Origin of the sequence: Paraburkholderia pallida (assembly GCF_004524855.1) — a bacterium.
Classification (GTDB): domain Bacteria; phylum Pseudomonadota; class Gammaproteobacteria; order Burkholderiales; family Burkholderiaceae; genus Paraburkholderia; species Paraburkholderia oxyphila.
Window position 1 is genome coordinate 434785 of record NZ_CP038148.1, and the last position, 21626, is coordinate 456410.

The 21626-nt window shown below is 67.5% G+C and carries 19 protein-coding genes; 10 read left to right on the forward strand and 9 right to left on the reverse strand.

The window, feature by feature from the left end:
- Positions 1-60 precede the first annotated feature (60 nt).
- Positions 61-840, reverse strand: coding sequence for an enoyl-ACP reductase FabI (gene fabI / locus E1956_RS01885; protein ID WP_134746923.1), 780 nt, complete (start codon positions 838-840; stop codon positions 61-63).
- A gap of 187 nt (positions 841-1027) precedes the next feature.
- Positions 1028-4075 (reverse strand): DUF3141 domain-containing protein, encoded by a 3048-nt coding sequence (locus tag E1956_RS01890; RefSeq protein ID WP_232071212.1) that lies wholly within the window; start codon positions 4073-4075, stop codon positions 1028-1030.
- Positions 4076-4668: 593 nt separating this feature from the next.
- Here E1956_RS01890 and E1956_RS01895 point away from each other — a divergent pair.
- Complete coding sequence (locus E1956_RS01895) at positions 4669-5610, forward strand: bifunctional enoyl-CoA hydratase/phosphate acetyltransferase (protein ID WP_134746925.1); 942 nt, start codon at positions 4669-4671, stop codon at positions 5608-5610.
- Positions 5607-6869 (forward strand): acetate/propionate family kinase, encoded by a 1263-nt coding sequence (locus tag E1956_RS01900; protein WP_134746927.1) that lies wholly within the window; start codon positions 5607-5609, stop codon positions 6867-6869. Before E1956_RS01895 ends, E1956_RS01900 begins: the two co-directional genes overlap by 4 nt.
- A 144-nt stretch (positions 6870-7013) precedes the next feature.
- On the opposite strand, the gene E1956_RS01905 is transcribed toward E1956_RS01900, so the two are convergent.
- Positions 7014-7664 carry an RBBP9/YdeN family alpha/beta hydrolase gene (locus tag E1956_RS01905; RefSeq protein ID WP_134746929.1) on the reverse strand — a complete coding sequence of 217 codons (651 nt, stop codon included), beginning with the start codon at positions 7662-7664 and terminating at the stop codon, positions 7014-7016.
- A 213-nt stretch (positions 7665-7877) separates the two neighbouring features.
- Here E1956_RS01905 and E1956_RS01910 point away from each other — a divergent pair, with 213 nt between their 5' ends.
- The 6 genes from E1956_RS01910 to E1956_RS01935 all read left to right on the forward strand — a co-directional run bounded on the left by E1956_RS01910 (position 7878) and on the right by E1956_RS01935 (position 12104).
- A complete protein-coding gene (locus E1956_RS01910; protein ID WP_134746931.1) occupies positions 7878-8828 on the forward strand; it encodes a 2-hydroxyacid dehydrogenase in 951 nt (316 codons plus the stop codon).
- 66 nt (positions 8829-8894) lie between these two features.
- Complete coding sequence (locus E1956_RS01915; protein ID WP_134746933.1) at positions 8895-9821, forward strand: hydroxymethylglutaryl-CoA lyase; 927 nt, start codon at positions 8895-8897, stop codon at positions 9819-9821.
- 51 nt (positions 9822-9872) lie between these two features.
- On the forward strand, positions 9873-10394 hold the full coding sequence (locus tag E1956_RS01920; protein WP_134746935.1) for a YbaK/EbsC family protein: 522 nt from the start codon (positions 9873-9875) through the stop codon (positions 10392-10394).
- Positions 10391-10684 carry a DUF1289 domain-containing protein gene (locus E1956_RS01925; RefSeq protein WP_134746937.1) on the forward strand — a complete coding sequence of 98 codons (294 nt, stop codon included), beginning with the start codon at positions 10391-10393 and terminating at the stop codon, positions 10682-10684. Before E1956_RS01920 ends, E1956_RS01925 begins: the two co-directional genes overlap by 4 nt.
- Positions 10681-11148 carry a MaoC family dehydratase gene (locus E1956_RS01930; RefSeq protein WP_134746939.1) on the forward strand — a complete coding sequence of 156 codons (468 nt, stop codon included), beginning with the start codon at positions 10681-10683 and terminating at the stop codon, positions 11146-11148. The genes E1956_RS01925 and E1956_RS01930 overlap by 4 nt, the downstream gene beginning before the upstream one ends.
- On the forward strand, positions 11145-12104 hold the full coding sequence (locus tag E1956_RS01935) for an MBL fold metallo-hydrolase (RefSeq protein WP_134746941.1): 960 nt from the start codon (positions 11145-11147) through the stop codon (positions 12102-12104). Before E1956_RS01930 ends, E1956_RS01935 begins: the two co-directional genes overlap by 4 nt.
- Before the next feature lie 325 nt (positions 12105-12429).
- On the opposite strand, the gene E1956_RS01940 is transcribed toward E1956_RS01935, so the two are convergent.
- Both E1956_RS01940 and E1956_RS01945 read right to left on the reverse strand, forming a co-directional pair.
- Positions 12430-13731, reverse strand: a complete 1302-nt coding sequence (locus tag E1956_RS01940; RefSeq protein ID WP_134746943.1) for a DUF445 domain-containing protein — start codon at positions 13729-13731, stop codon at positions 12430-12432.
- Positions 13732-14053: 322 nt separating this feature from the next.
- Positions 14054-14953: a DMT family transporter gene (locus E1956_RS01945; protein WP_134746945.1), complete on the reverse strand. Its 900-nt coding sequence runs from the start codon at positions 14951-14953 to the stop codon at positions 14054-14056.
- Between the two features lie 133 nt (positions 14954-15086).
- Here E1956_RS01945 and E1956_RS01950 point away from each other — a divergent pair, with 133 nt between their 5' ends.
- Positions 15087-15557, forward strand: a complete 471-nt coding sequence (locus E1956_RS01950) for an Lrp/AsnC family transcriptional regulator (protein WP_133195048.1) — start codon at positions 15087-15089, stop codon at positions 15555-15557.
- An 83-nt stretch (positions 15558-15640) separates the two neighbouring features.
- Here E1956_RS01950 and E1956_RS01955 read toward each other — a convergent pair whose 3' ends face one another.
- Entirely contained in the window at positions 15641-16540 is a 900-nt protein-coding gene (locus E1956_RS01955; protein ID WP_134746947.1) for an alpha/beta fold hydrolase, read from the reverse strand.
- A gap of 260 nt (positions 16541-16800) precedes the next feature.
- Here E1956_RS01955 and E1956_RS01960 point away from each other — a divergent pair, with 260 nt between their 5' ends.
- Positions 16801-17760: an NAD(P)H-dependent flavin oxidoreductase gene (locus tag E1956_RS01960; protein ID WP_134746949.1), complete on the forward strand. Its 960-nt coding sequence runs from the start codon at positions 16801-16803 to the stop codon at positions 17758-17760.
- 172 nt (positions 17761-17932) lie between these two features.
- On the opposite strand, the gene E1956_RS01965 is transcribed toward E1956_RS01960, so the two are convergent.
- The 3 genes from E1956_RS01965 to E1956_RS01975 all read right to left on the reverse strand — a co-directional run bounded on the left by E1956_RS01965 (position 17933) and on the right by E1956_RS01975 (position 21350).
- Positions 17933-18910 carry a LysR family transcriptional regulator gene (locus E1956_RS01965; protein WP_134746951.1) on the reverse strand — a complete coding sequence of 326 codons (978 nt, stop codon included), beginning with the start codon at positions 18908-18910 and terminating at the stop codon, positions 17933-17935.
- A 187-nt stretch (positions 18911-19097) separates the two neighbouring features.
- Complete coding sequence (locus E1956_RS01970; protein WP_134746953.1) at positions 19098-20195, reverse strand: porin; 1098 nt, start codon at positions 20193-20195, stop codon at positions 19098-19100.
- A 552-nt stretch (positions 20196-20747) separates the two neighbouring features.
- Positions 20748-21350, reverse strand: coding sequence for a hypothetical protein (locus E1956_RS01975; protein WP_134746955.1), 603 nt, complete (start codon positions 21348-21350; stop codon positions 20748-20750).
- Between the last annotated feature and the right edge of the window lie 276 nt (positions 21351-21626).

The window sequence follows — 21626 nt, forward strand, 5'->3', positions numbered from 1 at the left end:
GGCCAGCGCGCCCCGTCACCAGGTGACGAGGCGCGTGCGGCTTTGCGCACGAGTGCGCGCTCAAGCCATGATGTGCGCGCCGCCGTCGATATAGACCGTGTTGCCGGTCAGGCGCCGCGCGTAGCGCGTCGCGAGATACGCCGTTGCATAGCCGACGTCCATGATGTCGACCAGCTCACCTAACGGCGCGCGCTCGACCGCGTCCGCGAGCATGCGGTCGAAGTCGGGCAGTCCCGAAGCGGCCCGCGTCTTGAGCGGCCCCGGCGAGATCGCATGCACGCGGATGCCGAGCGGCCCGAGCTCATAAGCGAGATAGCGGCACGATGCTTCGAGTGCCGCCTTCACCGGTCCCATCAGGTTGTAGTTCGGCACCACGCGATTCGCGCCGTCGTAGCTCATCGCGAAGAGCGTGCCGCCGCGCGGCATGAGCGGCGCGGCGCGCTTCGCCATGCGGATGAACGAGTGGCACGAAACATCCATTGCATAGGCGAAGCCCTGCGCCGACGATTCGAGCAGGCCGCCCTGCAGATCGGCCTTCGGTGCGTAGGCGATGGAATGCAGCACGATATCGAGCGAGCCCCAGCGCTCGCGCACGGTGTCGAAGACGGCGTCGAGCTGCGCGTCGTCCTCGACATTGAGCGGCAGCAGCAGCGCCGCACCGAGCTCGTTCGCGAGCGGCTCGACATGGGGCTTGGCCTTGTCGTTGAGGTAGGTGAGCGCGAGTTCGGCGCCCAGCTCGGAGAAGGCGCGCGCGCAACCATAGGCAATCGATTCGGCGTTGGCCACGCCCGTCACGAGGGCGCGCATTCCGGCGAGCGGCCGGTCCGGAAGAGTCTGCATGGTTTGCCTCGACGATGTGGCGCGAATCGGTCCGGGTTCGATGCCCTCCCGATTCGCGCTTCGATGCGCGCACACGCGCTTTATAGACAACGACGACGCGCGCGGCACGCTCTCTCAGGTTCTTTTGTTCATCTGCAATGCTGCGGCCTGCGCACAATGCAAGCGCGCAAGCCGCGGCCTGTCTGCCTCACTTGCCCGTCGCGGGCGACGCGCGGCGCCGAGCCGCCGCCGGACGCGCAGCGCGCGTCGAAGAAGGTGCGCTCGCTGCGGTGCGGGCGCGCCGTGCGGGCGACGCCTTCGCTGCGGCTTTCGCTTCCGGCGCCTCTGCGCCATGCGCCGCCGCTGCCGCGCTCACCTTCGCGGGCGGACGAGCCGCGCGCCTGGGCTTCGCAACCGGCGCGGGCGAAGGCGGCTCTGCTACGGCGGGCTTTGCGGCTTTCGTCTTTGCCGATGTCTTTTTCACCGTGGTTGTCTTCGTCGGCGTCGCGACCTTGGGCGCCTTCGTGCGGCTGCGCACCGTCGCAGGCTCTGCGGCAGGTTGGGCGGGTGATGCCGAAACCGGGGCCTCAACAGGCTGCGCTGCGCTCGCCGCTGCCGCCCCCTGCTCGCCATCCGCCGCCTCGCCAGGCCCAGCGGCAGCGCTCGCTGCCACGCCCGTTTCCGGCGTCCCACCCGCATTGCCAGCGCTGCCCGAGGCATTGCCAGCACTGCCCGAACCGCCTGCACCGCCCGCGTTGCCGCTGCCCGGCGGCGGCAACGGTTCCTTCTCACTGCCCGGCTCGACGCCCAGCACGCGCTGGACCTCGGCGAAACGTTCGGCGCGCCCACCCTCTAGCGGCGCATAGGCCGTCGCGACCTGATACACCACCGAAAGCAGCAGGCGGCGCGTGCGTGTGTCCGGCACCAGTTTGGGCAGCGCTTCGATAGCGGCATTGGCGTCGAGCTGCACGATCGCGCCCTGGCGGCGCGCCGACTCCTTGAGCTCGGCGATGCTCGGCTGGCGATCGCCCATGTATTCGCGCGCAAGCTCGCGCATGCGCTGGAACGGGCGATACTGCACCACGTGCATCTCGTCGGCGAGGTAGGCCATGATGCGCATGAACGCGTCAACGAGCGTGCCCTTGTGCACGTGCTCGCGCGCGGCGCGCAGGCGCTGCTGCGCCAGCTCCTTGCGCAACGCCGTGAGCGGCGGCGCGACCGGTTCCAGCGGTGTATTGGGCGTGACGCCCACCCACGCCTGCACCCAGGGCGCCGTGTAGACGCCGTAGAACGTGCGTTCGACCCAGGCATCGCGCGCGTCGCGCCAGGCATCCCATGCACCTTCGATGCTTGCCGAGACCTGCTTCTCGATCAGCGTGAACGGATTGTCGGGCGCGGCGGGCAAGCGGTGCGCGCGCACCGCCTCAGCCAAGGCGGGTAGCACGCCGAGCGCCGGATTGGCGTCGCTGAATACGCTGCGCTCCACGCGTGACGGATGCGTCTCGCGCAGCAAATGCGCCGAAAGCGCATTGCTCGACGCGCGCACGAACGGCGAGACATACAGGTCGTAGAGCCGCTGATTGTTCTCCGCGAAGCGGCGCACGACTTCGAACGGCTGCTCGTCGTCGCGGCCGTCGTCGAGCGCGAGAATATCGTCGATGGTGCGGCGCTCGAAGTGGATCTGGTAGCGTCCTTCGAGCGCCTCGAGCCGCCCGGCTTCCGGCGTCGAATCGGTGATCTTCGCTTCGTAGAGGCCCGGCGGCAGCACGTCGATCAGATCGAGCGCCGAAAATAGTTCGGTGTGCTCCTTATTCGCCACGCTCGCCGAAACGAAGATGCCCAGGTGCCCCACCTTGTCGTGCAGGCAGTAGACGATCACCTGCTCGTTGGCGACGATCTCGTCCACGCTCGCGTAGAGATCGGGGATCCAGTTCAGCGCCTGCTGCGGCGGCGTGATGTTGTCGCCCCACGAGGCCAGCACGACGATCGGCGTGCGGATGTTGCGCAGGTCCACGGGCGCGCGCGCATGCTTCGCGTAGACCTCGTTGCGCGTGAGGTGATTGCCGACGAACAGGTTCTGCACGATCCAGTCGATCTCGGCGCGGTTCAGCTGGTAGTGGCCGCCCCACCAGCGCTCGAATTCGAGAAAGCGCCCGCGCTCCGTATCGACCTTCGCGTAGAGGTTGTAGAGCTTGCCCCAAAACGTGTTCGCGGGATTGAGGTTCTCGAAGTTCGTGACGAGATGCGCGCCGTCGAAGTGGCCATCGCCGAGATCGGCGGCGAGCGACGACATCCACGAGCCGCCCAGCATGCCGCCCGAATAGCGCATGGGGTTCTTGCCGAGCACGCCGGCCCAATACGAGAGCGGCGAACCCGCGAGCATGAGCGGGCCGACCAGCGCGGGCGCGGACGCCGCAACGAGCGCCGCGGCCCAGCCGCCCTGGCAGTTGCCGATCACGAAGGGCAGCCCGTCCGCGTCGGGGTGCAGCTCGCGAACCTTGCGCAGGAACACGATTTCCGCCTCGCCGACCGACTGGATCGTCTGCGTTTCGGTCGGCAGCGGGAAGAAGGTCACGAAGTAGCACGGATGGCCCTTGCGCAACGCGATGCCCACCTCGCTGTCCATCTTGAAGCCCGCGATGCCGGGGCCATGGCCCGCGCGCGGATCGATCACGACGAACGGGCGCATGCGCGCATCGGTGCTCACGCCCGCCTCGGGCTTGATGCGCAGGAGCGCGTAGTTGCAGGGATCCTTCAGCTCGCGGCCATCGACGATCACTTCGTAGTCGAACGCGAGCACCGGCGGCATGCCGGCCTTCTCGTGCATGTAGGTCTGGTTGCCGCGCTCGCGCAGCACGTCGAGGAACAGGACGCCGCGCTGCCAGGCGTCGAACAGGTAGTCGAACAGCGGCTGGATCGCGGCGGGCGCCGACGCAGGCAGCGCGGGGACGGCGGGCATGGAGGCCAACGCAGAGGGCTCGCGCGTCACGTTGAACGCGGCGAACGGAGCGGCCGCCGACGAGAACGCCTTGTTCAGGGCCGAATTAAGCGCCGAGCTAAACGACGAACTGAGCGACGATTGCGCGGCCCCGGTGGATTCGGCGAATGCATCTGCCAGAGGCTGAAAGGGCTGGAACGGCTGGAAAGACTGAAAGCCCTGGAATGCCTGCAGCGGCCAGAGGGGCCAGAGCGGGGAAGGGTCGGAAGTCGGCGTGGAATCGGACGAGAGCGCAGGCGAGAAGGCGGATACTGCCACGAGACGAATCTCCTTTAACGGGGCGCGCGGCCACGCGGGAAGCGCGACCGCGCGGCCAGCGCGGATGGCGTACGCGCGATGCATGGCGCGCATCGCGGGAACGGCACGCGGGACGCGCGGCTGCAGCAACCGCCGTCATGCACAACGGTGGGCCGCAGCAAGAAATAATGGGCGAAAGCGCGGCATGAAGGCGCCGCACGCGCGCAGCACGCTGGTGGCAAGCGAACGCGCGCGGCAGGCATGCTGCACTGCGGTATTCCAATCTATGCAGGGCTGGACGCAATGTCAAGGCGGGCCGGATCGCGCTAACGCGTGATGGCGCCATGATCGCGCGTCGGCGTGAAGCCGGCGTGACAGAAAAGGCGCCTGCGCCCCGCCCCTGGCCGATGCGTGAGCGATGCATCCCGAATGATTTTGGCCGGCCGGCACAGGCAGCCAGTGAGGCTGCGCACTTTACGGCCGGCGCCAAACGCGCTGGACTACACTGTTAGCGCTTTGCGCGCCGCAGCATGACGGGATGACGACATAACGACGCAGAGGCGCGCCGCAGTGCCCCACGGTTCAGCTTGCCTTGCATGGAATGGACGACTGACATGACTGCAACGCCCGACAAATACTCTGCCCTGCTGGCCCGCTGCGCGGGTCTCGCGCCCGTGCCCACCGCCGTCGCGCATCCGTGCGATGTCTCGTCGCTGACGGGCGCGCTCGACGCCGCCAACCTCGGCCTCATCACGCCGATCCTGGTCGGCCCCGAGGCGAAGATCCGCTCGGTGGCGCAGGAAGCCAGGCTCTCGCTCGAAAACGTCACGATCGTGGACGCGCCGCATAGCCACGCCGCCGCCGAGCGCGCCGTGCTGGCCGTGCGCGAGGGCGAGGCCGAGCTGCTCATGAAAGGCAGCCTGCACACCGACGAGCTGCTGCACGAAGTGGCCCTGGGCGCGAACGGACTGCGCACGGAGCGCCGCCTCTCGCACGTGTTCGCGATGGACGTGCCCACGTATCACAAGCCGATCTTCATCACCGACGCCGCCGTCAACATCTTCCCGAAGCTCGCCGACAAGGCCGACATCGTGCGCAACGCCATCGATCTCGTGCAGGCGCTCGGCATCGCCACGCCGAAGGTGGCGATCCTCGCGGCGGTCGAGACGGTCTCCGATAAAATGCCCTCGACCATCGATGCGGCCGCGCTGTGCAAGATGGCCGACCGCGGCCAGATCACCGGCGGCCTGCTCGACGGCCCGCTCGCCTTCGACAACGCGATCAGCACCGAGGCCGCGCACATCAAGGGCATCGTCTCGCAGGTCGCGGGTGACCCCGACATCCTGCTGGTGCCCGACCTCGAAGCGGGCAACATGCTCGCCAAGCAGCTGACCTTTCTCGCCGGCGCGGAAGCGGCCGGCATCGTGCTCGGCGCGCGCGTGCCCATCATCCTGACGAGCCGCGCCGACACGGTGCGCGCACGCATCGGCAGCTGCGCGATCGCCGTGCTGCTCGCCCACGCGCGGCGTGCGCGCAAGATCGCGGAGGCCCTGTGACTGCAACCCCGGCTGTCCCCTCCTTTCCGGCTCACGGCCAGGACGAAGGCCATATCGTGCTCGTCGTGAATGCAGGCTCGTCGAGCATCAAGTGCTCGGTGTACCGCGTGGTCGACGATCCTCACGTGGAAGGCGGCGCGCGCGCGATTCATGGCGCGGGCGGCCAGATCGAAGGCATCGGCGTGGCGCCGCGCGTGGTGGCGCACATGGCCGATGGCCGCTTGATCGTCGACGAGAAGTTTCCGGTCGCGCAGGTCGCCGACCACGACGCCGCGTTCCGCCTCCTGCGCCTCGTGCTCGCAGTGGGTCTGCGCGACACGCCGCCCGCCGCGATCGGCCACCGCGTGGTGCATGGCGGCGCGCAATTCAAGGACGCGGTGCTCATCGACGACAAGGTGATCGAAGCACTCGACGCGCTCACGCCGCTCGCGCCGCTGCACCAGCCGCACAATCTCTCGGCGATCCGCGCGGTGCGCACGGCCGCGCCCGAGCTGCCGCAGGTGGCCTGCTTCGACACGGCCTTTCACGCGGGCAACGACATCATGGCGCAGCTCTTCGCGCTGCCGTACCGCTACTACGAAGAGGGCATCCGCCGTTACGGCTTTCACGGCCTCTCCTATGAATACATCGCGCGCCACCTGCACGTGGCCGCGCCCGACGTTGCGCGCGGCCGCGTGGTTGTCGCGCATCTGGGCAACGGCGCGAGCCTGTGCGCGATGAAAGACGGCAAGAGCGTGGAAACGACGATGGGCCTCACCGCGCTCGACGGCCTGCCCATGGGCACACGCTGCGGCGCGCTCGACGCGGGCGCGGTGCTGTGGATGATGGCGCACGACATGGGCCACGACGAGATCGAGAAGCTGCTCTATCACGAGTCCGGGCTCAAGGGCCTCTCGGGCGTGAGCAGCGACATGCGCGAGCTGCTCGCGAGCGATAGCGCGCGCGCGAAGCTCGCCATCGACTTCTACACGTACCGCATCGCGCAGGAAGTGGGCAAGCTCGCCGTGGTGCTGGGCGGGCTCGATGCGCTGGTGTTGACGGGCGGGATTGGCGAGCACGCCGCGCCCGTTCGCGCGCAGGTGTGCGAGCGGCTCGCGCCGCTTTTCGGCATCGCGCTCGATGCAGCGGCCAACGAGGCCGGCAAGGAGCGCGTGAGCTCGCGCGAGAGCCGCGTGCCGGTCTTCGCGATCCGCACCGATGAAGAAGGGATGATCGCGCTGCATACGGCGCGGCTGCTGCGCGAGGCGTTGCGGCATTGAGATGGCTGCGGCGCCGCATCGACCTTGCGGCGCTGCCTGCGTGCGACCAGAGCAGGCAAATGCGAAGCGAACCCGAGTCGAGGTCCGGTGAAACGCGCGTGAGGCTTTAGCCTCGAGTGAGCCTTCAGCCTTCAGCCTTCAGCCTCAGGCGAACTTCAGGCGATCGTTCACGCTGAACGGCACGTCTTCCGCCGCTTCGTTCGCCGTGTGCGCGTCCTGCTGCGTATCGTCGCGCAAGCGCCTTGGCGCTTCGCAATGCACGAGCGTATCGATGAAATACTTCGCACGCGGCCACGGTCCGAAGCCGGCCGACGTGTTGATGTGCCCCGCGTCGCCGAGATTCACGAATGCGCTGCCCAATTGCTGCGCGAGGCGCTGCGCGCCCGCCAGCGGCATCCACGGATCGGTCTCGCTGCCGACCAGGATCGACGGCACAGGAAGACGCCGCGCCTCGAAAGCACCGGCGAAGCGGAATTTTTCCGGGCTCGCGGGCGCGACCAGCAGCACGCCCGCCACGTCGGCGGCAACGAGCCCCTGCTGGAGCGCATGCGCCGCCACGAGGCAGCCGAAGCTGTGCGCCGCGAGCAGGAACGGCCCGCGCTCGTGCGCGAGCAGCCGCCCGAGCGCACGGCTCCAGAGCGCCAGATCGGGGGCGTCCCAGTCGTCCTGCTCCACGCGCAGCGAGCGCGCGAACTGGCGCTCGAGCCAGCTCTGCCAATGCGCACCTTCACTGCCGTGCAGGCCCGGCACGGTGACGAGTCTGGGCGGCCAGCGGGAAGAGGCGCACGAAAGCATGATTTTTTCCTCGCTTCGACGGGACGTGAACGGATTGTGATCCGCGGCCCGCGCGCGCCGAACCAATTTTTTTTGCTTTGCTTTTTCGCGCCCGTCCAGGTTGCCGCGCTGCACCATCATGGCCGGGCTCGCGCGGAGAAAGCCCGGCGGCCTCGGGCATGAAAACGTAGAATGTGCCGAACATGCTTTCAATCCGCAGGGAAACGCCGCACGATGAAAATTCTGTTCTGGCTCCCGCAAGCCGACGCCTCCGCCTGGCTCCACGGTCTCGCCCGCGCCTTGCCCGGCGCCGAGCTGCGCGAATGGCAGCCCGGCGATACGGCCCCCGCCGATTACGCCGTGGTCTGGCATCCGCCGCGCGAGCTCTTCGCCGCGCGCAAGGGCCTGCGCGCGGTCTTCAATCTGGGCGCGGGCGTCGATGCGATCCTCGCGCTCGAACGCGACCATCCGGGCACGCTGCCCCAGGACGCGCTGCTCGTGCGCCTCGAAGATTCGGGCATGGCCCCGCAGATGGCCGAATACGTGCAGCACGCGGTGCTGCGCTATCTGCGCCGCTTCGACGAATACGCGCTGCAGCAGGCGCGCCGCGAATGGCACGTGCTCGCGCCGCATCCGCTCGAGACCTTCACGGTGGGCGTGCTCGGCCTCGGCGTGCTGGGGGCGCAGGTCGCGCGCGCGGTGGCGTCGCTCGGCGTGCCGGTGCGCGGCTTCTCGCGCAGCGCGAAGACGCTCGACGGCATCGAGACCTTCTCGGGCGAGCTGCGCGGCCCGCAGTTCGACGCGTTTCTCGACGGCGTGAAAGTGCTCGTGAACCTGCTGCCCGCCACGCCCGACACCGAGAACGTGCTCGACGCGCGCACCTTCGGCAAGCTCGAGCGCGGCGCGTATCTCGTGAACGTCGCGCGCGGCGCGCATCTGGTGGAAGAGGACCTTATCGAAGCGCTTGCGAACGGCACGCTCGCGGCCGCCACGCTCGACGTGTTCCGCCACGAGCCGCTCGCACCCGATCACCCGTTCTGGCGCGAGCCGCGTATCACGATCACGCCGCACAGCTCCGCGCTCACGCTGCGCGATGAAGCCATCTCACAGGTCGCGGACAAGATCGAGGCGCTCGTGCGCGGCGAGACGGTCAGCGGCATCGTGCACACGGCACGCGGCTATTGAAGCGCGCGGGTTGCATCGGCACGAGTCAGGCAATCGGAAATTCAGGAATCCAGCAAGGAGACAGACATGGCAGCATTGCCCACCGCAGTCAAAATCGTTGAAGTCGGACCGCGCGACGGTCTGCAGAACGAAAAGGAATTCGTGCCCACCGCCGTGAAGATCGAGCTGATCGACCGGCTCTCGAAGGCGGGCTTTCCCAACGTCGAAGCGGCCTCGTTCGTCTCGCCGAAATGGGTCCCGCAGATGGCCGACGGCGCCGAGGTCATGGCCGGCATCGCGCGCCGTGAAGGCGCGCTCTATTCGGTGCTCACGCCGAACCTGCGCGGCCTCGAAGGCGCGCTCGCCGCGCACGCGGACGAAATCGTGATCTTCGGCGCCGCGAGCGAGGCGTTCTCGCAGCGGAACATCAACTGCTCGATTGCGGAAAGCATCGAGCGCTTCGTCCCCGTGGCCGAAGCGGCGAAGGCCGCCGGCGTGCGCATTCGCGGCAGCGTCTCGTGCTCGTTCGGCTGCCCGTACCAGGGCGAGGTGCCGGTGGCGTCGGTGGTCGACGTGGTGCAGCGCTTCGCGGCGCTCGGCTGCGACGAGATCGATATCGCCGATACGATCGGCGTGGGCACCGCGAAGCGCGTGCACGAAGTGTACGAGGCGGTCACGAAGGTGTTCCCGCGCGAGCGCCTCTCGGGCCACTTCCACGACACCTACGGCCAGGCGCTCGCCAACATCTACGCCGCGCTCGAGGAAGGCATCGCGATCTTTCACGCCTCGGTGGCGGGGCTCGGCGGCTGCCCGTACGCGAAGGGCGCAACCGGCAACGTCGCGACCGAAGACGTGCTGTACCTGATGAACGGCCTCGGCATTCACACGGGCGTCGATCTCGATCAGGTCGTGGAAGCCGGCGACTTCATTTCGAAGTCGATCGGCCGCGCCAACGCCTCGCGCGCGGGCAAGGCGCTGCTTGCGAAGAAGCAGAGCGCGGCCGAATGCGCTTGATGCTTCGGCATGTCATCTGGAATTGAATTGCAGTCCGAAGGAAAGAACGACATGACGGAAACGCTCGTCAACTCCGAAAAAGACGGCCTCGAAGCCCTGCCCGACTCCGCGCGCCGCGTCGCGCTGCTCCTGCGCGAGCGCGGCCACGCCAAGCCCGTCGTGCTCTTGCCCGAAACCGGCAAGACCTCGGCGGAAGCGGCCGCCGGGCTCGGCTGCGAAGTCGCGCAAATCGCCAAGTCGATCCTGTTTCGCCGCCGCAAGGACAATGCGCCCGTGCTCGTGATCGCGAGCGGCGCCAATCGCGTCGACGAAAAGAAGGTCGAATCGCATGTAGGCGAAGTCGGCCGCGCCGACGCGAAGTTCGTGCGCGAAATGACCGGCTATGCGATCGGCGGCGTGTGCCCGATCGGCCACGCCACCCCGCCCGTCACGCTGATCGACGCCGACCTGTTCGGGCTCGAGAGCCTTTGGGCCGCGGCGGGCCACCCGCATGCGGTGTTCAATCTTTCGCCGCAGGAGCTCGCGGCGCTCACCGGCGCGCCCGTGGTGGACGTCGCGTTGCGCGACGCATGAGCGCGAGCCCCGGTCCGGGCCCGATGCGCGTGCCTGTGGAAACGCCCTCGCCGTGCATCAACGTGTGCCGCATGGATGAAGCGAGCGGCCTGTGCGAAGGGTGCCTGCGCACGATCGACGAGATCGCCGCGTGGTCCACGCTCGACGACGCCGCAAAGCGCGCCGTGTGGGACGCAATCGAGACGCGCCACGCGCAGTGGATGAGTCGGCCCGGAGTGAGTGCCTCAGTGCTGACTCCGCCCTCGCTCGCCGCGAACCTCGATGCCGTGAAGGAGGAAAACGCACGATGACCACCGCGCCTGCTCGTGTCGTGACAATCGGCGAGACGTTGCGCTCGACGCTCGCGCTCTCGCCCGATTCGGTCAAATCGTTCGCCACGCTCGTGAATGATCTGAACCCGCTCCACCACGACGACGCCTATGCCGCGCAGAGCCGCTTCGGCGGCCTGATCGCCTCGGGCACGCAGCCCACCGCGCATTTCATGGCGCTGCTCGCCACGCACTTTTCGCAGTACGCGCAGCCGCTCGGCCTCGAGTTCGACATGAAGCTCAAGCGCGCGGCGCACGCCCATGACGTGCTCACCTTCGAGTGGCGTGTCGTGGACGCGCACTGGAAAGCGAGCCTGAACGGCGACCTCGTGAAGCTCGAGGGCACGGCCGTCAACCAGCACGGTGAGACGCTCGTGGTGGGACACTCGACGATCCTCGTGATGCCGAAGCCCCAGGAGCAAGCAAGCGGAGCAGCCGCGCGATGAGCGGAGTTTCAGCGAACCCGCCCGCGACGTTGGCCCCGACGCTGCCCGCTTCGATCCGCGTGTTCGAGCGGGGCTGGCTCTCGTCGAACAACGTGCTGCTCGTCGACGAGTCCCGCGCCGCGCTCGTCGACACGGGCTACGCCACGCATGCCGCGCAAACCGTCTCGCTCGTGCAGCACGCGCTCGCAGAGCGCGCGCTCGACACCGTCGTCAACACGCATCTGCACTCGGACCATTGCGGCGGCAACGCACGCTTGCAGGCGCAATGGCCCTGCGAGACGCTCATCCCCGCCGCCAGCGCGAGCGCCGTGCGCGCCTGGGACGAAGCGCGGCTTTCCTTTCTCGCCACCGGCCAAAGCTGCGAGCGCTTCACCTTCACGGACACGCTCGCGCCCGGCGCGCGCCTCACGCTCGGCGGCTTCGAGTGGGACGTCATCGGCGCGCCCGGTCACGACCCCGATTCGCTGATGCTCTACGCGGCCGAGCCGCGCGTGCTGATCAGCGCCGACGCGCTCTGGGAGCACGGCTTCGGCGTGATCTTCCCCGAGCTCGAAGGCGAAAGCGGTTTTGCGGAGCAGCGCGCGGTGCTGGACGCCATCGCGCAACTCGACGTGGCCGTGGTGATTCCGGGCCATGGCGCGCCGTTCGCGAACGTCGGGGCCGCGCTCGAACGCGCCTATGCGCGCCTCGCGTGGCTGAGCGCCGATCCCGCGCGCAACGCCAAGAACGCGCTCAAGGTGCTGACCGTGTTCAAGCTGCTAGACGTGCGCACGATGACGTTCGCGGCGCTGGACGCGCTGCTCGCTGAGGCGTCGGCCATGCGCGCGGCGGCGCGGCAGCTCGCGCCGGAGACCGCATGGCCCTCGCTGATGCGTGAGCTGGCCGGCGAGCTGGCGAAAAGCGGCGCGCTCGTGATGGGTGAGAACGGGGTCGAAGCGCCGGCCGGCATGGCCTGACGCTCGCCCGCTTGCCGTCCTGCATGACGGCAAGCGCGGCGCACCCAAAAAAAAACGCTCGTCCTTTTCCAGGACGAGCGTGAGTATCGTGCTCTGACGTGATCAAACTGTCGAGCCGATCATACTCGCGCGCGAATTCGCGTCGCATCGGTGATTTCCCTACAAACTGCCATCGGCGGACCGGCCGTGAAATGGCCCGGAATCCAAAACGTTTGCGCGGCGACGCGAACAATTGCTTCGTGCTCCGAATCGTTAAGTGACCGCATGCTGACGCAAAACGCATGTTCACGCGCGTGTCATATGTAACGTACAACCCCGCAACGAGTCACCCACCGAGTTGCAGACGCAACCATTCGAACACATGCGAGCACAGATACAGCCCGAGCCCGATCGTTCCGCCGATCACCGTGCCGTTCACGCGTATCATCTGCAGGTCCTTGCCGATCTTCAGCTCGATCAGGCGCGCGGTCTCGCGCGTGTCCCAGTGTCTTACCGTGTCGCGGATGTGATGCGTGAGGTAGCGCGCGAAATCGGGCGCCATCGCGCGCGCGGCGTCTTCGAGATGGCCGTTGAGTGACGCGCGCAGGTCCGCGTCGCCGGCCAGCGACTCGCCGAGCCAGCGTCCGGTCGCCGCCACTTTCGCGTGCAGCGTCGAGTCGGGACGCTCGAGGTCGTCGCGCAGCCACGTGCGCAGGCTGTCCCATAGCGCGTGCGTGTACTCGTTGAGCGCGCTGCCTTCGCGCAGGCTCGCCTTGAGCTCCTCGCCCTTGCGCTGGAACGCAGGATCGCTCTTCAACTGCACCACGAGCTTTTGCACCACCTCGTCGAACTTCTTGCGCAAGTGGTGCTCGCGGTCCTCGCTCACCTGCAGCAGCAAACGGTTCACCGCGCTTTCCAGCACGCGCGCGCCGCTGTCGCCTATCCACTCCGAGGGCAGGATCTTTTCGGTCCACGGAAACTCGCCCTTGAGCCCGTCCACGATGCGCGCCGCCACGAAGGCGCGCGTGCTCTCCTCGGCGAGCAGATGGCCGAGCTGATCGAGCATCTGGTCGAGCAGCTCCTGATGGCGGCCGTCTTTCGTGAGCGTGTCGAGAATCGCGCCCGCCGACTTCGAGAGATCGACTTTGTCGAGCGCGGCATTCAGGCCATCGCGGATGAAGCCCCGGATGCTCACGTCGTCGGTGAGGCCGAGCAGGCCCGACATCAGCCGCACCGCGTAGTCGCCCAGGTGCTGGGCGTTCTGGGGCGCAGTAAGCCAGGACGAGAGCCGCTCGACCGGATCGTGGCGACGGATCAGCCCAACGAGCGAATCGACGTTGAGAAACTTGTCATGCACGAACACGGCGAGCTCGTCGGCAATGCGGTCCTTGTTGCGCGGAATGATGCCCGTGTGGGCCGCGATGAACGGAATCGGCACCCGGCGGAACAGCGCGACCACGGCGAACCAGTCGGCGAGCGCGCCTACCATCGCCGCTTCGCTCATCGCCTTGATGCCGTCGATCACGAGGCCCGGCGGCGAAAGCGCCGTGACGACGAACACGAGCGCCGCCGCCACCAGCAAGAGGAGCGGGCGGCGCTTGGCGCGCTGGAGTTCGGCTTCGTCGTGGCTGGCGTCTGGCGGGGTCATGCGCGCTCGTGCACTGTCGTGCATCGTCGTGGTCAGGGAACCGCGACATTATGCGGCCAGCGCGTGAACGGCACGGTGTCGTCATGACGCGCCCTCGCTACCGGGCGCCAGGCATTCAGACGATTGGGTGAGCGTGTAGCCGGATTGTCGGGCAACGCGGCGGGACCGGTGCGCGCATGGCCGGACTGTCGGGCAACCAGGAGGGACCGGTGCGCGCGTGGCCGGACTGCCAGGCAACGCGGCGGGACCCACGTGCGGTCCGCCGCGCGTGCACCCGGTCCAGTCCACGACTGGGCGCGCGAGCGAGACGGCGCTCGCCAGCTCAAGCCGAAGACGTTTTCCTCCGCTGCGGCACGATCCGCCAGCCGAGGTTCACGCCCGCCGCCGCGAGCAGGATGAGCGCGGCGCCCGCCACCTGGAGCCACGCGAGGCGCTGCCCGAACGCGAAGCAGTCGACGAAGATCGCCACCACCGGGTAGATGAATGAGAGCGCGCCGGTCATTGCCGTGGGCAGCTTCTGGATCGCGCCGTAGAGCAGCACGTACATCACGCCCGTGTGCACGATGCCGAGCGTGACGATCTGCGCCCAGTGCACGGGCGTGGCGGGCAGCGTGCCGTAGTGGATGAACGGCGCGAGCGCAATTGCGCCGAAGGCCAGTTGCACGAGCGCGATCAAATGCGGCGGCGTGCCCTTGAGATGCCGCGTGATGATCGACGAGATCGCGTAGAGGAACGCCGCCCCGGCCGCGCAGGCGACGCCCTGCAGGTACTCGCCCGGCACCGCGAGTACGGCCGGCTGCACCTCCACCACGCCCACGAGCCCGACGAAGGCGAGCGCGAGCCACGCGACGGTTGAGGCGCTCACGCGCTCGCCCAGCACGAGCACGCCGAGGCCCACGAGCATGAACGGCTGCGTGTTGTAGACGGCGGTGGCCATAGAAATGGAGGCGCGCGAGTAGGCGGCGAACAGCAGCACCCAATTGGCGACAATCGCCGCGCCGCCCGCCATGGCAAGCGCGAGCGTGCGCCAGGGCAGCCTGCGCCGGAACAGGCCGAGCGCCGCGCAGACGAGCGCGAGCGTCGCGCCGCCCAGCACGCAGCGCATGAACGCCACGTTGATCGGTGATTGCTGCGAATCGACAACGAGCCAGCCAATCGTGCCGGACATCAGCATTGCGGTGACCATCTCTGCCGCGCCGCGGCGAATTTCTTGGGAAGCCATGGGAGGGCGCTCCTCGTGAGTATCTGACTGCAAGTTTACTCAGTGCGAAGCGCGCAATACATGGCTAAACTAAGGTCACATTATCTAAATGCCTTCGAATCGAAGGCGATCAGTTGGACACGCAGGTGAAATCATGACCAAACGCCCCGGAGTGCCTCTCCCCGCCCCGCTCGACGAGATCGACCGCGCCCTGCTCGCCGCGCTTGCCGACGATGGGCGCGCGAGCGTGAGCGAGCTGGCCCGCCAGATCGGGCTCTCCGCGCCGAGTACGTCGGAGCGGCTGAGGCGGCTCGAAGCTCAGGGGGTGATCGGCGGCTACACCGTGCGCATCGACCCGCGCGCGCTCGGCTACACGCTGCAGGCCATCGTGCGCGTGAAGCCCCTGCCGGGGCAGTTGCATCTGGTCGAAGAGGTGATCCGCCGGATTCCCGAATTCATCGAATGCGACAAGGTCACGGGCGACGACTGCTTCATCGCCCGGCTTTATCTGCATTCGATCGAGCAACTCGACGAAATTCTCAGCAAGGTCACCGAGCGCGCGGAAACGAGCACCGCCATCGTCAAGTCCACGCCCGTGGCACGCCGTCTGCCGCCGCTCGGCTGAGCGCGGGCCGGCGCCGTGCTGCGGGGCGCGCCCGCGTTACGGCGGGGCGCGCCGGCAGGCCGTCAGGCCGGCACGCCGCGCCGTCACTCCTGACGCTCAGTCGCCTCGAAGAACGAGAGGATTTCGCCGACGAGCGCCTCGCTCGCCTCCTCGGGAATGTAGTGGCCGCACGGCAGCGTGCGGCCGCTCACGTCGCGCGCCACCTTGCGCCACTCCGCGAGCGGGTCGAAGCAGCGCTCGACCACACCGTGCTCGCCCCACAGCACGCGCAGCGGGCAGCCCACCTTGTGGCCGCGCTCGATGTCGGCGCGGTCGTGCTCGAGGTCGATGCTCGCGGAGGCGCGGTAGTCCTCGCACATCGCGTGCACGGCGCCCGGCTGGCGCAGCGCCGCACGGTACGCGTCGAGCGCCTCGGGCGCGAAAGGCGCAAGCCCCGCGTGGCGGCTGCCCATCACACGCTCGATATAGGCATCGGGATTCGCGCCGATCAGCGCCTCGGGCAGTGGCTCGGGCTGGATCAGGAAGAACCAGTGGAAATAGAGCGTGGCGAACTCGCGGTCGGTCTGCTCGTACATCGCGAGCGTGGGCGCGATATCGAGCAGCATCAGCCGCTCCACGGCGTCCGGGTGGTCGAGCGCCATGCGGTGCGCGACGCGCGCGCCGCGGTCGTGGGCGCAGACAAGAAAGCGCTCGAAGCCGAAGTGGCGCATGAGCGCGACCTGATCGGCGGCCATCGCGCGCTTCGAGTAGGCGGCGTGGCTCGCGTCGCTCACCGGCTTGGACGAGGCGCCGTAGCCGCGCAGGTCGGTGGCGATCACGGTGAAGTGCTGCGCGAGATCCGCCGCGCAGCGATGCCAGATCATGTGGGTCTGCGGGTGGCCATGCAGGAGCAGCAGCGGCGGCCCTTCGCCACCACGGACCCCGTGAATCTCGACGCCATCCGCGGTGCGGACAGTGAAAGGCGTGTATCCCTCGAACGGCATGGCGGGTCTCCATCGTATCGTTGTTGGTCTGGCGAATATTGTAGGAGCGGTGTGTGGCGCGGCGCCCCGAATTCGGGCAGGAAAAGCTAGAAACCGAACACTCCCTCGACTCCTTCAAACCGCAGGCGCACCATGTGCCGAAAGCCACCCGCCTATAATCGAACGACCGTTTCATCGAGCGCCCAGCGTGTTATGGCCAGCCTGAAGCCGCGCTTGAACCCGGCTTGAATCCACCGTGCCGCCAGCAAGGAGACCTCGTCATGGCATTGCCCGCCGTCCTGCAGAACCTGTCGTTGCCTGTCGTCGGCTCGCCGATGTTCATCGTGAGCTACCCCGAGCTCGTGCTCGCGCAGTGCAAGGCGGGCATCGTCGGCTCTTTCCCAGCGCTCAACGCACGCCCCGCCGAACTGCTCGACGCTTGGCTCACACAGATCCAGGAACAGCTCGCCGCGCACAAGGCCGCGAACCCGGACGCCGTGATCGGGCCGATCGCCGTGAACCAGATCGTGCATCAGTCGAATGCGCGGCTCGAGCACGACGTGCGCGTGTGCGTCGAGCACAAGGTGCCGATCTTCATCACGAGCCTGCGCGCGCCGCCCAAGGAGCTGCTCGACGCCGTGCACAGCTACGGCGGCATCGTGCTGCACGACGTCATCAACCTGCGCCACGCCGGCAAGGCGCTCGAGGCGGGCGTGGACGGCCTGATTCTCGTTGCGGCGGGCGCGGGCGGCCACGCGGGCACGACCTCGCCGTTCGCGCTCGTGGGCGAGGTGCGCCGCATGTTCGACGGCCCCATCGTGCTCTCGGGCGCGATCGCCAACGGCGGCTCGATCCTCGCGGCCCAGGCCATGGGCGCCGATCTCGCGTACATGGGCACGCGCTTCATCGCCACGCGCGAGGCGCACGCCGTGGACGCCTACAAGCACGCGATCCTCGAGGCCAAGGCCGCCGACATCGTGTACACGAACCTCTTCACGGGCGTGCATGGCAACTACATCCGCGAGAGCATCGCCAACGCGGGGCTCGACCCGGACGCACTGCCCGAGTCGGACAAGTCGAAGATGAACTTCGGCGGCGATAAGGCCAAGGCTTGGAAAGACATCTGGGGCGCGGGCCAGGGCGTGGGGCTGATGGACGACGTGCCGTCCGTGGCCGAGCTGGTCGCGCGCCTGAAGAGCGAGTACGACGAAACGAAGGCGCGGCTGGGATTTGGGCGCTGACGGCGTCGTCAGGCCTGTTGGTCGGATGACGATGGCCCTGACGGCGTTATCAGGCCCGCTTGCCCGATGGCGATGACCGTGACGGCGTCGTCAGGCCTGCTTGCCGGGTGGCGATGGCCCTGCCGGCGTCGACAGGGCTGCTTGCCGGGTGGCCTCGGTGGTGCCGGCATCGTCAGGCCTGCTTACCGGGTGGCCTCGGTGGTGCCGGCGGCACCGCTCGCGCCGCCGCCTCGCGGATCTCTTCGACGCCCGGCCAGAGCGCGCGCTCGCCAAAGCGCTCGGCGAGGAAATCCACGAACGAGCGCACCTTCGCCGAAAGATGGCGTCGGCTCGCGTAAACGGCGTAAATCGGCAGCTCGCGCGGCGGCAGCTCGTCGACGAGCAGCGGCACGAGGCGGCCTTGCGCAATGTCGTCGCCGATCACTTCGGTGCCGAGCATCGAGAGCCCGCCGCCCTGCAGCAGCACCACGCGCAGCGCCTCGAGGTGATTGACGATCAGATTGCCGCCCGGCTTCGGGCGCGCGTGCCCCTCCGCGAACGGCGCGAGCTCCGCCGCCGAGGCCCCCGCGTAATGCACGAACTTGTGCTGCGCGAGCTCGGCGACGCTCTTCGGCACGCCGTGGCGGCGCAGATACTCGGGCGCGGCGCATAGCACGATGTGCGCGGTGGCGAGCGGCCGCGCAATCAGCGACGACGACTTCAGCCCCGAAGGCGACGCGCGGATCGCCACATCGAAGCCTTCGTCGATCAACTCGACCACGCGGTCCGAGAGGGTGATATCGACGGTGACCTGCGGGAAATCCGCCGCGTAGTCGGCCACCGCGCCCATCACGTGGCGCAGCCCGAACGCCGTGAGCGACGATACGCGCAGACGCCCCTGCGGCACCACGCTCGCGGCGCCCACGGCCTGGCCGGCTTCGTCGAGCTCGGTGAGCGCCTGGGCCACGCGCTCGTAGTATTCGCGGCCCGCCTCGGTGGGGGCGACGCGGCGCGTCGTGCGGTTCAACAGGCGCGCGCCGAGCTGCTGCTCGAGATGCATCACGTGCTTGCTCGCCATGGCCGCGGACATGCCCATGCGCTCGGCCGCGGCGACGAAGCTCGCCGCCTCCACCACGTGCCGGAACACTTTCATGCTGACGAGGGTATCCATCGGGCCGTTCTTTCCGCAAAAAATCGGGTTAATCAGGAAACAAGCAGGAAACAATCGCCAAGATTGTGCGCGCTTTATCAATATCGGGTAGTCAAACGCGCAGCCGCACCGTCGCTGGGGGCGCAAAAAAACCCCGCGCTGCGAATAGCGCGGGGTTTGGTGTTTGCTGCTTCAGACGGGCTGGCGCTTAGAACTTCGCGCGCAGGCCCACGCCGTAGGTCTGGCCCGACGACATGTTGTCGTAGTGGTCGTACATGTAGGCCGCGTAGACGTCGGTGCGCTTCGAGAGCGGGTAGTCGTAGCCGACCGCTGCCGTGTTGTGCGTCTGGTTCAGGCCGCCGCTGTCGCGCGAGTAGGCGTACGAGGCCATGATCGTGCCCGGGCCGGCCGGCACCGAAACGCCGCCCTGCGCCGTGTTCACGTGCCAGCTGCTGATGTCGCTGTTGTTGTTCGTGTACATGTACTGGCCGAAGAACTTCACGTACTTCAGGTCGTACGAGAGGCCCACCTGTGCGACGCCCTGGCTGCGCAGGCCGACGATGGTCGTATCGCCGCTCACGATGCTGCCGATGTCGCCCGGCGTGTTGTTGAAGTTCACGTACTGATAGACCGCCGTGGCCGCGAACGGGCCATGGAAGTACAGCGCCTGGACGCTCCACTTCTTCTTGCCGTTTTCGCCGGCCTGGTTGCCGAGCGCGTACATGGCCGTGCCCGACAGGCCGTTGAAGTTCGGCGTCGAGTACTGGATCGCGTTGTTCCAGCCCGAGTCGCCCACCACGCCCTGGTCGGTCGTGTAGGTCGGGAACGTCGAGAGCCCGAGGTACACGTGGTACACCATCGGCGAGAAGGTGTACGAATCGATGAACGGGTTGAACAGAATCGTCGAAACGAACAGCGGCGTCGTCAGGCGGCCCGCGGTGACGGTACCGTACGGCGATTCGATGCCGACGTACGCGTTGCGCGCGAAGAAAGTGTCGCCCTGGAACCGGCCGTACTGACCGTTCTGCGCGCGGAAGAAGCTTTCCAGCGTGAAGATCGCCTTGTAGCCGCCGCCCAGATCCTCAGCGCCCTTCAAGCCCCAGTAGGACGTCGACATGCCCCCACCGCCGACGTTCCAGGCCGTCTGACTGCCCGGGAAGCGCGTTGCCCCGACCCACTCGTCGACCTGACCATAGAGCTGGACGCTCGACTGCGCGAATGCCGACGACGACGCGGCGGCAAGCACGGCTGCAATGACACCCGCCTTGAGAGGCGTACGCAGCACGTGGCTGACGACTTTTTTCATGGGTTCTCCTGTCTCTTTGTCAAAAGGGATGATTGGCGGCTTTGGCGCTCGCGCAAACCGTTTGTTATCTCGTCGTTCGCAGGCGTGGCCGTTCTGGGCGGGAACCATCTTTGCGGACCATTTTCATGGACAAAAATAACGATTGTTATCGCCGGTATATCGGCCCGATTAGATTGCTCTCGACGAACCCCGGCTCGATGGATTGCAACGCCGGTTTCGCCGCAGCGCAGCATGACAGGCAACGGGCTCCCGGCCCGCATGAACTGGACCTCGGCCCGGTTTTTGCTGCTTCCCGGCCATGCCGGAAAGGCGCCAATTTAACGAAGCCGAGATTTGATGATGAAAGGACACTGTATGACGAGAGATTTCCGAAAAAGTGTGGTATCCACGCGTCAGTTTTGAGACCAGGACAGGGAGGAGCGAAGGGAAAAAAGAAGGGAGAGAGGCAAAACGCGCGCCAGAATGCGCGCGTTCTGATTGGCACGACGGACGCATCAGCATGCGCCCGCGGATCTGGCTGTGCAGTTAGTTGCTTTTGCTGGTCTAACTACATTAATTGCGATACGGCGCCGGCATCGGCGGACGGGGCACGTCGCCCCCGTTGCGCTGGAACGGGCGGTAGGCGCCGCGCTCCTCGTTATAGCGCGCGACGTCTTCGCGAATGGAACCGGCGCGGACCGGCGAATCGGCCGGCGGATGGGGCACCTGGCGCGTTTCTGCGCTCACGGGTTGGATCGGGCCGTGATAGGCCCCGAAGCCATTGCCATAGGGATCGCCATACGGGCTGCCGTTGGCATTGCCTGCGCGACGCTCCGGCTGGCGGGCGCCCTGGCGCTCGCGCCAGCCACCCTGGTCTGCCACGCGCATCGGTCCCGTGTTGTAGCGCCCGCCCGGGGCGCCGCCGTACCCGCCGCGCTGCGCGACGCCGTGCTGGCCGCCCCACTGCATGGGCATGGCCGCGCGCGGTGCCTGGTGCATCATGGGCGGGGCCTGAAAGCCGCCACCATGAAAACCACCACCGCCGCCGTGACCGACAAACGCAGGCTGGGCATGGGCGAACGCGACGAGGGCCGTCAATCCGGCCCCCACGATCCACTGTCCCATCCGTAACAACCCTGCGCGCATTGTGTCGATCACCTGCCCGACGTTCAGCATGGCTTACCGCCATTCGGGCCATGGCGGGCCGTTCCGGGAAGCGCACGTATGTCGCGCAACGATTGCTGCCGCAACGGTTTTTGAACGTTCCTTGACGGTAATTTATGGGCGTCCTGATAGGGTGTCGAGCCAAAAAGTGTTATGCCCTCGGAAGGGTTGTAACACCATGTTACCTCACGATTTTTCGGTCTTTGGGGACACTTCGTGCGGGCCTGTTTCATGCTTGAGAACAGCATCGGCTGGACTGCCGGAAGCCCGCTCGGCACGGCTTTGCGG

Coding starts and splice junctions, on each gene's coding strand:
- E1956_RS01940 (WP_134746943.1), bottom strand. CDS start 13,731: ATGACCCCGCCAGACGCCAGCCACGACGAAGCCGAACTCCAGCGCGCC.
- E1956_RS01970 (WP_134746953.1), bottom strand. CDS start 20,195: ATGAAAAAAGTCGTCAGCCACGTGCTGCGTACGCCTCTCAAGGCGGGT.
- E1956_RS01935 (WP_134746941.1), top strand. CDS start 11,145: ATGAGCGGAGTTTCAGCGAACCCGCCCGCGACGTTGGCCCCGACGCTG.
- E1956_RS01960 (WP_134746949.1), top strand. CDS start 16,801: ATGGCATTGCCCGCCGTCCTGCAGAACCTGTCGTTGCCTGTCGTCGGC.
- fabI (WP_134746923.1), bottom strand. CDS start 840: ATGCAGACTCTTCCGGACCGGCCGCTCGCCGGAATGCGCGCCCTCGTG.
- E1956_RS01945 (WP_134746945.1), bottom strand. CDS start 14,953: ATGGCTTCCCAAGAAATTCGCCGCGGCGCGGCAGAGATGGTCACCGCA.
- E1956_RS01910 (WP_134746931.1), top strand. CDS start 7,878: ATGAAAATTCTGTTCTGGCTCCCGCAAGCCGACGCCTCCGCCTGGCTC.
- E1956_RS01915 (WP_134746933.1), top strand. CDS start 8,895: ATGGCAGCATTGCCCACCGCAGTCAAAATCGTTGAAGTCGGACCGCGC.
- E1956_RS01920 (WP_134746935.1), top strand. CDS start 9,873: ATGACGGAAACGCTCGTCAACTCCGAAAAAGACGGCCTCGAAGCCCTG.
- E1956_RS01930 (WP_134746939.1), top strand. CDS start 10,681: ATGACCACCGCGCCTGCTCGTGTCGTGACAATCGGCGAGACGTTGCGC.
- E1956_RS01975 (WP_134746955.1), bottom strand. CDS start 21,350: ATGCTGAACGTCGGGCAGGTGATCGACACAATGCGCGCAGGGTTGTTA.
- E1956_RS01955 (WP_134746947.1), bottom strand. CDS start 16,540: ATGCCGTTCGAGGGATACACGCCTTTCACTGTCCGCACCGCGGATGGC.
- E1956_RS01895 (WP_134746925.1), top strand. CDS start 4,669: ATGACTGCAACGCCCGACAAATACTCTGCCCTGCTGGCCCGCTGCGCG.
- E1956_RS01965 (WP_134746951.1), bottom strand. CDS start 18,910: ATGGATACCCTCGTCAGCATGAAAGTGTTCCGGCACGTGGTGGAGGCG.
- E1956_RS01950 (WP_133195048.1), top strand. CDS start 15,087: ATGACCAAACGCCCCGGAGTGCCTCTCCCCGCCCCGCTCGACGAGATC.
- E1956_RS01905 (WP_134746929.1), bottom strand. CDS start 7,664: ATGCTTTCGTGCGCCTCTTCCCGCTGGCCGCCCAGACTCGTCACCGTG.
- E1956_RS01925 (WP_134746937.1), top strand. CDS start 10,391: ATGAGCGCGAGCCCCGGTCCGGGCCCGATGCGCGTGCCTGTGGAAACG.